Here is a 12027-nt window from a genome sequence, read left to right on the forward strand (position 1 = left end):
CGCACTTCCGGTTTCGATCGGCACCCTCTACACCTCGTCGTGGAAGCGCCGGAGCGTCGCCATCAGGCGTTCGTCGGCGACGTGCCGCTCGGCAGCCAGGGTCGCGAGATCCCTCGATGCCGCATCGGACGCCCGGAGCAGTTCACGGTACGGCCGGGCACCGTCGGAGCCTTCTGCGTGGCCGGAGAGCTGTGCCGTGGCCTCGAGGAAGAGCGTCTGGGGCCGACGTGCTCGTTCGGCAATGCTCTCGACGGCTGTGACGTAGTCGCCGAGAGCCCGGAACTCGCAGGCTGCCCAGGTGTGCAGCGAACTCCACGAAGCGGCCGCTGCGTCGGTGTCGCCACGCCACGCGTCAGCGTCGTCGCCCGTCCAGACGTCTGGCACCTGCATGGTGGTGTGGCGGACCGTCAGATAAATGGCCTCTGCGTGGTCGCGCACACCGGCGAGTGTGGCCATGCGGTCGAGCAGGCCGTCGAGGTCGCCCGCGCCCGGATCGGCAGGCGTCCAGCCGGTCACCGGTCGGCTGCCCGAGCGGCAGCTGCGCCGAGGGCTTCCAGAGCGAACTCGGCGTGCGCCCACCGCGAGGAGAAGGCCGTCGAGTCGGCGCTGAGAGCCTCTGCCACGCGGGGGTGCCCGCACCCGTCGACATGGCGGAGGCGGCCAGGCGGGCCCGAGTGGGCGAGCCCGCCCAGAGCGAAAGCGAGAGCGAGAATGGCTTCCGAATCGAATCGGTCGTTGATCGCGCGTGTATCGGCCGCGCGAAAGTCGGACATGTCGGGTCAGGCGCGGAGGGCGCCGGGGATGGTGGCCTGCTGACCATCGGATGAGAGGTGGAACGGTGCCATGGGAAACCCCTTGCTGTGCAATGAACGAACCCGTCTGCGGATCCTGCGGCCACCGTATCGGCATGAGGAATGTCACACAACCCGATCTCCCAGGCTGTGGAGAACTTTTTTCCCGACACGATGAGGCACGATGGTGTCAGCACTTTTCTGATGGAGGACGACCGATCATGGCCACCCCGTCGCCGACCGGCGGCTTTGCGCTGGCGCACCGCATCGAGGCGCGCGCCGACGGCCTGTGGCGCACCCTCCGGATCGACCGCCTGGCTGGTGGTCGGCAGCGCGCCTACATCGTGAGAGAAGACATGCGTCGACACCCGATGACGGTTCGCGCCTTCAAGACGCTCCGCTGGCTGCTGCTGCTCGAGACGCTCGTCGGCGTCACGGCGATCGTCATCGCCGTCAGCCTCACCGCACACGGCGTCACCGTCGGCTGGGCCGTCTGGTTTCGAGCGACGGTCGTGCTGATGATCACGTTGTCGATCTACGTCTTCGCGTGGCGGGCCCAACTCGGCTACTACTGGGCGTATTCGCGGATGAAGCTGTTCAGCCGCATCTTCCCGGTCGTGACCGTGGTGATCGCGCTCATCCCGGGGCTCTACCCCGAGTGGATGGTAGTCGAGCAGCTGATCTTCTCCGGCCTCATGGTCGTGATCGCCGTGCTGCTGTCGACCGCTCACCTGCGCGCGGTCTTCCCTCGGCCGCCACGTCGCTCGGTTTAGCGGGGAGAGCGGCTCATCGACACGTCTGGCGTGTCGACGACGCGCCCGTCGCCGGTGACGAAGGCGATACTCAGCCGCTCACCACTTGAGGCTTCGGTGTATCGCCCGCCGAGCACCTGCGCGGCCGGCCGATGATCTGCACCCCAGCGGCCGAGGGCCGCCAGCACGGGCATCAGATCGCGGCCGGCTTCGGTGAGGAGGTACTCTTCCCGCTCGCGCGAACCGGCTTCGCGATACGTGTGGCGCGCGAGCACCCCTGCCTCGACGAGCGTGGTCAGGCGCGCCGTCAGGATGTCGGGGGAGACCCCGAGCGATGAGCGGAATTCGGAGAAGCGAGTGACGCCGTAGAACGCATCGCGCACGATCAACAGCGCCCAGCGCTCGCCGAGGACCTCGAGACTGCGGGCGATGCCGCAGGTGGGGTCGGGCAATGTACGAGGTGGCATGCCTCCAGTGTACCTCGATTGGCTTTTCGTATCCAGCCTGCTATGGTCGCCGCATGCCTTCCTCGAACCGCCTCTCGTTCTGGACGTGTGCCGCCGTCCTGGCCCTCGCGCTGTGGACAAGCGGTGCGGCGACGCCGATCTACCCGCTCTACGAAGCCGACTGGCACCTCACGCCCATTCTCACCACGAGCATCTTCGCCATCTACCCGCTAGTCCTCGTGGTGGTGCTGCTGGTCTTCGGTGACCTGAGCGACACGATCGGGCGCCGCGCCAGCATCCTGCTCGGTGTCGTGTCGTCGATGGTCGGCGTGCTGCTGTTCGCCGTGGCTCCCGACGTCGGCTGGCTGCTCGTCGGCCGCGTGTTCATGGGCATCGGCGTCGGCCTTTCGCTCAGCCCTGCGACAGCGAAGATGATCGACGTCGCCGGCTCGGCGAACTCGGCTCGGACGGGAGCGATCAGCACGGCATCCACCGCCGTCGGCCTGGTCTTCGCGAGCCTGCTGGGCGGCGCGCTCGTCCAGTACGCACCGTTCCCGCTGCATCTCACCTACTGGGTGCTCCTCGCCGTCGAGGTCATCGTGTTCGGCCTGGTCTGGCGGCTCGACCGCGACCGTGATGCGAGTTCCGGCCGGTGGCGCCCGCGCGGCATCCACGTGCCCCGATCGCTCTGGGGTGCGGTGGCCGCGGCAGCCGTGTGCCTCAGTGCGTCGTATGCCGTGGGCGCGGTCATCCTCTCGCTCGGCGCGTCGATCGGCAAGCAACTGGTCCACACCGACAACGCCTTCCTGATCGGCGCCATCATCGCCGTGTCAATGGTCGTCATCGGGGCGGTCGCCCTCGCGTCTCGCCGCATTCCGCTCGTCGTCGCGACGCCGATCGCCCTGGTCGCGACGGCCCTCGGCTTCGCCGCGCTCATAGCGGCCTCGGCCACGCAGTCGCTGGGGCTCTTCCTCGCGTTCTGCGTGCTCGGCGGCGTCGGCTACAGCCTGCTGTTCGCCGCGGGGCTGCAGATCATCGGCAAGTTCGCGCCGGCTCACCACCGGGCCGGCACGCTGTCGGCCGGCTACCTGGTCGCGTATCTCGTGCAGGGCTCGGTCGCACTGTGGCTCGGCGAAGAGGCGACGACCGGCGGGCTCGTGCACGCGGTCGACCTGGGGGCGCCGGTGATAGTCGGGCTGGCCCTCCTGGCGCTGATCTTCGTCGTACTGCTGGCTCGGCCGCGACGGGCCGCGACGAGTCTCGTGGCGGAGGGCGCCGGATCCTGACGCCCGTCGCGTTGCACCCGGCGGCCCGACGCTTTCGTCAGGCTGCGGCGTGCTCGCCCAGGAAGCGCAACGCCGACGACCACGCCTGAGCGGCATAGGCGGCGTTGTAGGAGTGCGGGTTGCGGTCGTTGAAGAATGCGTGGCCGGTGCCCTGGAAGACCGTGGCCGAGAAGTCGACACCCGCGTCGGCCATGTTCTTCGTCACCTCGGGCAGGCCGGTGATGAGGCGCTCGTCCTCATCGCCGTAGAAGGCCAGGATGGGCGCCTCGATCGCGACGAGCTGGGTGGCCTCCGGCGGAGCGCCGTAGAAGGGTACGGCGGCCCGGACGCGCGAGTCGGCAGCGGCCAGCGCGAAGCTGTACGTGCCGCCGAAGCAGAAGCCGGTGACGGCGAGGTGGCCCGTGCATCCGGGCTGCTCGTCCAGCCAGTCGAGCACCTTCGTCAGTGAGGCGACGGCCCAGCCGGCGTACTCGGGAGAGTTGCGCGGGGCGGAGGCCTCACGCATGCGGGTCTGCGCGGCGTTCTTCGCCTCCTCGTCGTCGCCCGCACGGATCGCCAGCAGCTCTTCGCCGAGCGCGGGCGTGATTCCGCCGCGGCTCAGGATGTCGGGTGCGGCCACGACCCAGCCCTCGGCGGCGAAACGGTCGGCGACGTCGCGGATGTGTGCGACGAGCCCCCAGATCTCGTGGATCACGATGAGGCCTCCCTTGATCGGTGTGCCGTCGGGAGGGGTCGCGGTGTAGACGTCGAAGGGGCCGTCGTTCTCGAGCTGGATCGTAGGTGACATAAAGGCAGTCAAGCACGCCGTTGTGGCACTACGCGGATGTCGGCGGCAGTCGGTACGGTCGGGTGACAGCCCCGCTAGGAGAGCCACATGTCACCGCACCCCCTCGAGCCCCTGTCCGCCGCCGAGATCGCTCAGTTCTCGTCGATCCTGGCCCGCGACAAGGCGCTCGCGCCCACCGCGCGCTTCGTGTTCGTCGAGCTGCTCGAGCCGCCGAAGAGTGTGGTGACAGCGTGGCAGCCGGGCGAGCCCTTCGAGAGGCACGGCTCTGTCGTGATCCGCGAGGTCGCCGAGCACGCGACCTACGAGGGCGTCGTGTCGTTGACCGACGACCGCGTCGTGTCGTACGAGGTCGTACCCGACGTGCAACCGCCGATCTCGGTCGAGGAGTTCGACAAGTCGGAGGAGCTCGTGCGGGCCGACCCTCGCTGGCAGGAGGCGATGCGGAAGCGCGGCGTCGAGGACTTCGACGACGCCATGGTCGACAAGTGGTCGTCGGGCTACACCGGCCCCGGCGACGTCGCCACGCGGCGACTGGCGCGGCTGCTGACGTTCGTGAAGCGCGGCTCGGGCGAGTTGGCCGCCTACGACAACGCCTACGCGCACCCGGTCGAGGGCCTCATCGTCACGATCGACATGGACACGTGGGAGGTGCTCGAGGTCACAGACCACGGGGTCGTCCCGCTGCCGCCGACGAACGGCAACTACGAGTTCCCGCTCAACTCCACACTCGACGCCTACCCCTTCGTCGAGAAGCAGCGCGAGCCGATGAAGCCGATCGAGATCTCGCAGCCCAAGGGCTCCAGCGTCGAGCTCGACGGGCACTCGCTCACCTGGGGTCCGTGGCATCTCCAGGTGGGCTATACGCCGCGTGAGGGCGTGGTGCTGCAGGATGTCCGATACCTCGACCGCGGGCGGCTCCGCCCGATCCTCTACCGCGGCTCCGTCGCCGAGATGTACGTGCCGTACGGCGACCCGGCTGCAACTCACTGGAACAAGAACGTCTTCGACGAGGGCGAGTACGGCCTCGGCGTGCTGGCCAACTCGCTCGAGCTCGGGTGCGACTGCGTGGGTGAGATCCTGTATCTCGACGCGGTCGTCAACGACCAGGACGGCCATGCGGTCACCATCCCGAACGGTATCTGCATCCACGAAGAAGACGCGGGCATCGGTTGGAAGCACACCGAGTACCGCGACGGCCGCGGCGAGGTGCGGCGCAACCGCCGCCTCGTGATCTCGTTCTTCGTGACCGTCGGCAACTACGACTACGGCTTCTACTGGCACCTGCACCTCGACGGCTCGATCGAGCTCGAGGTGAAGCTGACAGGCATCATCTCGACCGGCGCTCTGATGCCCGGTGCGATCGCCCCCGGCGACGAGCCCGGCTTCGGCACGCTCGTCGCGCCGCAGCTCTACGGCCCGCACCACCAGCACTTCTTCTCGGTACGACTCGACATGCAGGTCGACGGGCAGCGCAACAACGTCGACGAACTCAACTCGGCTGCGGTGCCGGCGGGGCCCGACAACCCGTGGGGGAGCGCGTGGCAGGTGCAGCGCACGCGACTGACCTCGGAGGCCGAGGGTGCCCGCGAGGCGTCACCGCAGACCGCGCGCTCGTGGCTCGTCACCTCGAGCGACACCGTCAACGGCGTCGGCGGGCGCCCCGGCTATCTCATCGACCCGGGGGCAGCGGCACCGTTCTTCGCCATGCCCGGGTCGCAGCAGCGCGAGCGAGGGGCCTTCGCGACGAAGCAGCTCTGGGTGACCAAGTTCGCACCGCGCGAGCGCTACGCCGCCGGCGACTACATCGCCCAGCAGCCCGTCGACCAGGGGCTCTCGCAGTACGTGAAGGCCGATCGGCCGCTCGTCGACGAAGACGTCGTCTGCTGGTACACCGTCGGCGTGCACCACATCGTGCGGCCCGAAGACTGGCCGGTGATGCCGGTCGCACGGGCGGGCTTCCACCTGAAGCCGGTCGGCTTCTTCGACGGCAACCCCATGCTCGATCTGCCGCCCGAGCCGATGGGCGATCACTGTTCCCACCACGGGGAGGATGCAGCCGGCGCGCACGAGGCACATTCGCACTGACCGCTCGAGAGCTCGACCTGGAGGCGTGAGATGCAGGGCGGAGAAGCCGCCCTCTAGCGGACTATGGCCGGCGACGACAACGCCGGACGTCGCGCCTCCAGGGCGCCCCCAGGCGCGCTCAGTGCGCGCTCAGTGCGAGCCGGGCTCGCGCGTCAGGGTCGTGAAGTGCTTGCCGTGGTAGCTCAGCGAGATGACGGTGTCCTTCTTCGAGAACGACGCGACGTAGTTGCGCCAATACGACGCCTGATGCACCTGGAAGACGTACTTGCCACCCGGTGAGGTGCGGATGATGTGGCACATCCCCGGGTCGTCGGTACCGTACATCTGGCCGTCGGCGCCCTTCGAGTAGAGCAGGTTCGTACAGTTGCCGTCGTCGCTGATCGTCTTGGTCGGGGTGCCGTCGGAGGTTTTCCAGACACCGGCGATGTTCGGGAACTGCGCCGAGCAGCCACTGAGCGCAAAGGTCGCGGCGAGGGCGACACCGGCTGCGGCGGCAGAGCGGACGAGGGTGAGGCGTGTGGTCACAGGGCGGCTTTCTTCTCGGGGCAAGCCTAGCTCCGCGTCGCAGTCTCACCGTCCGGGGCTGTCGCCGGAGCGCTCGACGTGGCCGTCGGATCCTGCCGCCGTCTCGGGATGCTCGCCAGCGCGACGAACATGAGGAACGCTGTGCCGAACGCCAATACGCCCCACGCCCACGAGCGCCAGCCGGCAAGCTGCGTCGTGCTGAAGAAGCGCACGGCGTAGTTCGTGGTCGATGCGACGGGGAAGGTGAAGATCCAGAACGAGAAGCCGGGTCGCAGCTTCGCGTACGTCGGCAGCAGCGCGAACTGCACCAGCAGCATCAGAACCAGGATGCCGGTCAGCCCGGACTGCACGTCGCCGATCGGCCCCGGGTGCGAGATGATCCACGCCAGGCTCGACGTCGCCGAGGCCGCGAGGAAGGCGGACAGAGCCGGTTTGAGGGGCTCGGGCAGCGGCCTGCGGTTGCCGTCAGGGCCGTTGGACGTCAGCCGGATGATCGCCGCAGTGCCGATCACCAGCCAGAAGAAGAGCCCGACGGCGAACGCGCCCATCGCCGGGTCGTGCTGGCCGATCTGCGAGAGGCCGATGCTCGCGACGTTGGCGCCGGCGACCACGGGCACGAAATAGCCGAGGTGGATGTCGGAGATCGCCACCCCGCCGGTGAGCCAGTGCGCCACCAGCTGGCTCGCGACTATGCCCAGCGCGAGGACGGCGGCGGCGGTGACCCAGCGCGAGGCGTCGGCTCCTGCGGTGTTGTTCGCGGTCGCAAAGTCCATCGAGTAGTGGCCGGCCAGCAGGATCGCGATCAACGGGATGTACGCCGAGAACGGCCCGGTCACGGGATGCTCGCGGTCACCGCGGAACGCGCGCCTCTCGCCCCGCAGGCCGGTCACCACGTACGCCACGCTGAGCACCACCCAGATGGCGGTCGCGATGCCATACAGCACCTCGGCCGGCCACTGCGGAGCCTGGAGGTCTGCCTGCGCCGCCGCCCAGCCACCGGCGAGACCCGTGATTCCGAGGGGCACGCCGAACCAGCTGAGCGGCACTCGGCGGCGCGGAGCCGCGTGGTGGTGGTGCTCGCCGGTCTGCTGAGCTGCCGTCATACTGGGGAGTCTAACTTGCGCGTTGCAACTAAGGGCGCCGCTCTCTCGGATGGTGAGTGGCAAATCCGCGCGGCAATCAGGCCGGATTTCCGCGCAGATTTGCCACTCACCGGGTGAGGAGTGGTTCGGGGAAGGGGTCGGCTTCGGGTATGCTGTTCAGGTTGCCTCGGTCGGGGCAACGACCTCAGCGCGAAGCCTGGCTAGCGCTGACGGGCTGTGGCGCAGCTTGGTAGCGCACTTGACTGGGGGTCAAGGGGTCGCAGGTTCAAATCCTGTCAGCCCGACCAGAAGACCGGCTCATCACGTCGAATGATCGACCGGCGCGGGCTCACTCCCGGACTCAAGCCGAAGGTCACGGTCACGATTCGTCGCTGTCACTGGGCGCTGGGCTGATACGCGCCTCAGGTCAGACCACCCAAGGCTGGATCAGGACTCGGGGAGGCCCGGACTCCGCCGCCGCCCGTTCGGGCATTCGGGTTGCCTGGCCTGTCGGCGGCGTGGTCGCGGTTGCGAGTCCCTGCGCCGTCACTCCAGCTCGCGCAACCGGTTCAGCTTCTCGCGGGCCCGAGCGATCCTCGCCTCGATGGGCTCGTCCCACCAGTAGGCCCCTCGTTCGCCGAGACCGTGCTTGGCCAGGTCGACGCGCTGGCGGGCAGCTCCTTCGGCATCGGTGTCGCCCTGGCGCTTGGCTCGGCCGACCTCCGAGCGCGCTCGACCCAGAGAGCGTTGCAACTTTGCGACGACGTCCGGGGGTAGCGACGGGTCGGTCTTCCGCCACCGGCGGCCACTGATCACGAGCCAGTGGTCGTCCTCGCGCTTCACCGGCGACGACGCTTTCTCGGCATCCACGGGCTAGCCGTTCATCCCAGGGTCGTGGCCCCAGTTCATCAGCGACCAGCGCCAGGGCGTGTCGGTGATGTCACCGGAGGGGCGCTGCTTCGAGGGCCGCGCCACGTATCCGACGACCTTTCGCCTGTGAACGTAGTCGGCGTCGGTGACGTCGGCCGGCTTCTTCTGCAGGATGCGGACGATGTGGCGCCCGCTCCGGTGGCCGACCGACTCGCGGCCGTCGGTCTTCTGAGCGACTTCTTTCGACTCGCCGGTGTCGAGCCACTTCTCGATCTCCGACGCCGTCATGTTCACGGCGTCGTCGCATTCGTGGCGGGCATCGGAGCGGTCGTCCTTCGGCATGGACCGGACCGTACGCCTCGCAAAGCGGCTGCGCTCCGAACGGTCGTAGCCGTTCGACAGGGGGTTGACGATCCTCCGCGACGAGGCGTATACCCCGGATTCATGCCGATCGGGGGACATCCGTGCCTCTACTCTGCGGGCCGAGGCGGCGACGTGCGCGTGTCGCGTCAGGCGTGATTGAACAGCAGATCGACCCGTCCGAACGAAGGACATCGTGACCAGCCCCACAACCCGGATCCGCCAGACCGCAGCCGACGCGCTCGGCTGGAGCGACCTGCATCCTGCCCAGCTCGAAGCCATCGAGGCCCCCGTTTCGGGCCGCGACGTGCTGGCGATCATGCCCATCGGCTTCGGCAAGTCGGCGATCTACCAGCCGGCCGGCGCAGTGCGCGCCGGCATCACCGTCGTGGTGTCGCCGCTGATCGATCTGCAGGCCGACCCGGTGACAGGCTTGGTGGGTCGACCCGAGGCGCCGGCGGCCGTCGCTGTTCGTCGTCGAGAGGCTCGGTCGGCCTCCGGTGCTGGCGCTGACGGCGACAGGATCCGGCCCCATCCGCGACGAGATCGTCGAGCGCCTGCGTCTCGACCAGCCGCTCCTCCTGAGCCACGGGTTCGATCGGCCGGGGCTGCGGCTCGAGGTCGTGCGGCACGAGGAGGCCGCTGAGAAGCAACGCGTCGTCGTCGTCACGAGCGCCTTCGGCATGGGCATCGACAAGCCCGCATGGTCATGAGCACGGAGCACGGGCGGGTGACCATCTTCTTCGAGAGCGAGGGGTACCAGGTGCTCGACGTCGACGACGTCGTGTCGCGAGGGCTCCTCCGGCTGCGCTCGGCGGCGGTGCTCCGGGAGAATTCAGGTGCGCTGACCTAGTCTGTGCAGGTGGCCGCAACGACGCCGCCGCAGAACCAAGAAGGCACCATGCTCACCACCCTCTGGACGAGGTCTGTCCTCGCCGCCCGTCTCGCCGCCGACACCCAGCTCGGCCGAGCCACTCACCTTCCCGCCGCCGAGCGGGCTCGCCTGCACCTCGAGCTGTTGAACGCCTCAAGCGACGTCGACGCCGGGCGGCTCGACGAGCCCGAGGCGCTTGCCGCGTTCGATTCACTGCGCGATCGGCTCGTCGAGCAGAACGAGGCGGTTACCGCCGGCTGAGCCGCGGCGCACACGAGCAGGCAAGCGGCCGTCGAGGTGGTCTGCAGACCAGCTCGACGACCGACGAGCGACTTCTAGTGCGAGCGCGGCTTGCGTGGCGGGCGGTCGTCGGCCGAGCGGTCGCGGTCGCCGCGCGGAGCACGCGTGGGCGCTCCGCCGCTGCGACGATCCGGGCGGATCTCGATCAGCTTGCCGCTGATGCGCGTGTCGGCGAGCTTGTCGAGCACATCGTCGCCGACGGCGGCCGAGAGCTCGACGATCGAGAAGTCGGGGCGGATCTGGATCGCCCCGAAGTCTTCGCGGCTGAGACCGCCCTCGTTCGCCAGGGCCCCGACGATCTGACGAGGCTCGACGCGCTGTCGGCGCCCCACCTCGATCCTGTAGGCCGTCATCGGGCCCGTCGCACGGGGGCGGCGCTCGGGGCGCTCGCCGCGGTCGTCGCGCGAGAAGCGGTCGCTGCGGTCGCCGTCGCGCATCTCGCGCACCGAACGCTCTTCGCGGACGGGGCGTCGCGCGCGCTCGGCGGCGGGGTCGAGCAGCAGCGGGTCGTCGCCCTGGGCGACGACGGCGAGAGCCGCAGCCACATCGGCCTCGGGGACATCGTGATGCTCGACGTAGTGGCCCACGATGTCGCGGAACGCGGCGATCCGATCCTGCTGGTCGAGGGCCGCCGTGATGGCGTCGTCGAAGCGGGTGAGGCGGGTGCTGTTGACGTCTTCGACGCTGGGCAGCTGCATCTCGGTGAGCGGCTGGCGGGTGGCCTTCTCGATGGCGCCGAGGAGGCGGCGCTCGCGCGGCGTGACGAAGCTGATGGCGGCACCCGAGCGGCCGGCGCGGCCGGTGCGCCCGATGCGGTGGACATACGACTCGGTGTCGATCGGGATGTCGTAGTTGACGACGTGCGAGATCCTGTCGACGTCGAGGCCGCGGGCGGCGACGTCGGTGGCGACCAGGATGTCGAGCTTGCCCGACTTCAGCTGGTTGACGGTGCGCTCGCGCTGGGCCTGAGCGACGTCGCCCGAGATGGCCGCGGCCGAGTATCCGCGGGCGCGCAGCTTCTCGGCGAGCGTCTCGGTCTCGCTCTTGGTGCGGACGAAGACGATCATGCCCTCGAAGTTCTCGACCTCGAGGATGCGGGTGAGAGCGTCGACCTTCTGCGGGTACGACACCATCAGATAGCGCTGCGTCGTGTTGACCGACGTGGTGGTCTTCTGCTTGACCGTGATCTCTTCGGCGTCGTTGAGGTACTGCTTGGAGATGCGACGGATCTGCGACGGCATCGTCGCCGAGAAGAGCGCGACCTGCTTGTCGTCGGGAGTGTCGGCGAGGATCGTCTCGACGTCTTCGGCGAAGCCCATCTTGAGCATCTCGTCGGCCTCGTCGAGCACCAGGTATTTGAGCTGCGACAGGTCGAGAGTGCCCTTGGCGAGGTGGTCCATGATGCGGCCCGGCGTGCCGACGACGACGTGCACACCGCGGCGGAGCGCGCTCAGCTGCACGCCGTACGCCTGGCCGCCGTAGACCGGCAGCACGTGCACGCCGCGCATGCCCGAGGCGAACTGCTCGAACGCCTCGCACACCTGCAGCGCGAGCTCGCGCGTGGGGGAGAGCACGAGGGCCTGCGGGGTCTTCGCGCTGACGTCGAGGCGGCTCAGGATCGGGAGCGCGAAGGCCGCCGTCTTGCCGGTGCCCGTCTGCGCGAGCCCGACGACGTCGCGCCCGGCGAGCAGGGTCGGGATCGTCGCCGCCTGAATGGCCGAAGGCGTCTCGTAGCCGATGTCTCGGACCGCCTTCAGGACGGCGTCGCTCAAGCCGAGATCGGCGAACGTGATAGCGGGAGCGTCGTCAGCAGTGTCTGCCTCGATCGGGGCGGTCGTGTCGGCAGTCATGCAGAGAAGGCTAGTCGCT

General features: G+C 68.9%; 15 protein-coding genes and 1 tRNA gene. 7 read left to right on the forward strand and 9 right to left on the reverse strand.

Annotated features, from left to right (window positions below):
• Positions 1 to 27 precede the first annotated feature (27 nt).
• Complete coding sequence (locus AX769_RS11140; RefSeq protein WP_066279218.1) at positions 28 to 516, reverse strand: hypothetical protein; 489 nt, start codon at positions 514 to 516, stop codon at positions 28 to 30.
• A complete protein-coding gene (locus AX769_RS11145; RefSeq protein ID WP_066279220.1) occupies positions 513 to 773 on the reverse strand; it encodes a hypothetical protein in 261 nt (86 codons plus the stop codon). Before AX769_RS11145 ends, AX769_RS11140 begins: the two co-directional genes overlap by 4 nt.
• Before the next feature lie 239 nt (positions 774 to 1012).
• Between AX769_RS11145 and AX769_RS11150 the strand changes: the two genes are divergently transcribed.
• Complete coding sequence (locus AX769_RS11150; protein WP_066279223.1) at positions 1013 to 1564, forward strand: hypothetical protein; 552 nt, start codon at positions 1013 to 1015, stop codon at positions 1562 to 1564.
• Here the strand turns inward: AX769_RS11150 and AX769_RS11155 are convergent.
• Positions 1561 to 1995 (reverse strand): helix-turn-helix domain-containing protein, encoded by a 435-nt coding sequence (locus AX769_RS11155; protein WP_239451763.1) that lies wholly within the window; start codon positions 1993 to 1995, stop codon positions 1561 to 1563. The two genes, AX769_RS11150 and AX769_RS11155, sit on opposite strands and share 4 nt — an antisense overlap.
• A gap of 68 nt (positions 1996 to 2063) precedes the next feature.
• On the opposite strand from AX769_RS11155, the gene AX769_RS11160 reads away from it, so the two are divergent.
• A complete protein-coding gene (locus tag AX769_RS11160; protein WP_066279228.1) occupies positions 2064 to 3275 on the forward strand; it encodes an MFS transporter in 1212 nt (403 codons plus the stop codon).
• Positions 3276 to 3312: 37 nt separating this feature from the next.
• On the opposite strand, the gene AX769_RS11165 is transcribed toward AX769_RS11160, so the two are convergent.
• Positions 3313 to 4062, reverse strand: coding sequence for a dienelactone hydrolase family protein (locus tag AX769_RS11165; RefSeq protein ID WP_066279230.1), 750 nt, complete (start codon positions 4060 to 4062; stop codon positions 3313 to 3315).
• 87 nt (positions 4063 to 4149) lie between these two features.
• Here AX769_RS11165 and AX769_RS11170 point away from each other — a divergent pair, with 87 nt between their 5' ends.
• Positions 4150 to 6147: a primary-amine oxidase gene (locus AX769_RS11170; RefSeq protein WP_066279235.1), complete on the forward strand. Its 1998-nt coding sequence runs from the start codon at positions 4150 to 4152 to the stop codon at positions 6145 to 6147.
• A 129-nt stretch (positions 6148 to 6276) separates the two neighbouring features.
• On the opposite strand, the gene AX769_RS11175 is transcribed toward AX769_RS11170, so the two are convergent.
• Positions 6277 to 6672, reverse strand: coding sequence for a hypothetical protein (locus tag AX769_RS11175; RefSeq protein WP_066279237.1), 396 nt, complete (start codon positions 6670 to 6672; stop codon positions 6277 to 6279).
• A 26-nt stretch (positions 6673 to 6698) separates the two neighbouring features.
• Positions 6699 to 7775, reverse strand: a complete 1077-nt coding sequence (locus AX769_RS11180; RefSeq protein ID WP_082763748.1) for a hypothetical protein — start codon at positions 7773 to 7775, stop codon at positions 6699 to 6701.
• Between the two features lie 210 nt (positions 7776 to 7985).
• On the opposite strand from AX769_RS11180, the gene AX769_RS11185 reads away from it, so the two are divergent.
• Positions 7986 to 8062, forward strand: a tRNA-Pro gene (locus AX769_RS11185).
• Between the two features lie 238 nt (positions 8063 to 8300).
• Here the strand turns inward: AX769_RS11185 and AX769_RS11190 are convergent.
• Together AX769_RS11190 and AX769_RS11195 are read right to left on the reverse strand one after the other, a co-directional pair.
• On the reverse strand, positions 8301 to 8624 hold the full coding sequence (locus AX769_RS11190; RefSeq protein ID WP_239451764.1) for a biopolymer transporter Tol: 324 nt from the start codon (positions 8622 to 8624) through the stop codon (positions 8301 to 8303).
• Positions 8625 to 8627: 3 nt separating this feature from the next.
• Positions 8628 to 8966 (reverse strand): DUF3140 domain-containing protein, encoded by a 339-nt coding sequence (locus AX769_RS11195; RefSeq protein ID WP_066279239.1) that lies wholly within the window; start codon positions 8964 to 8966, stop codon positions 8628 to 8630.
• Positions 8967 to 9484: 518 nt separating this feature from the next.
• Between AX769_RS11195 and AX769_RS11200 the strand changes: the two genes are divergently transcribed.
• From AX769_RS11200 to AX769_RS11205, 3 genes are read left to right on the forward strand one after another with little or no spacing between them, the layout of a single operon-like run.
• Positions 9485 to 9697, forward strand: a complete 213-nt coding sequence (locus AX769_RS11200) for a hypothetical protein (protein ID WP_066279240.1) — start codon at positions 9485 to 9487, stop codon at positions 9695 to 9697.
• Positions 9688 to 9837 (forward strand): hypothetical protein, encoded by a 150-nt coding sequence (locus tag AX769_RS23955; protein WP_157887582.1) that lies wholly within the window; start codon positions 9688 to 9690, stop codon positions 9835 to 9837. The genes AX769_RS11200 and AX769_RS23955 overlap by 10 nt, the downstream gene beginning before the upstream one ends.
• A 9-nt stretch (positions 9838 to 9846) precedes the next feature.
• Entirely contained in the window at positions 9847 to 10119 is a 273-nt protein-coding gene (locus tag AX769_RS11205; RefSeq protein WP_157887583.1) for a hypothetical protein, read from the forward strand.
• 74 nt (positions 10120 to 10193) lie between these two features.
• On the opposite strand, the gene AX769_RS11210 is transcribed toward AX769_RS11205, so the two are convergent.
• Positions 10194 to 12008, reverse strand: coding sequence for a DEAD/DEAH box helicase (locus tag AX769_RS11210; RefSeq protein WP_066279247.1), 1815 nt, complete (start codon positions 12006 to 12008; stop codon positions 10194 to 10196).
• Positions 12009 to 12027: the final 19 nt, after the last annotated feature.

The organism is Frondihabitans sp. PAMC 28766 (assembly GCF_001577365.1).
Taxonomy (GTDB): Bacteria; Actinomycetota; Actinomycetes; order Actinomycetales; family Microbacteriaceae; genus Frondihabitans.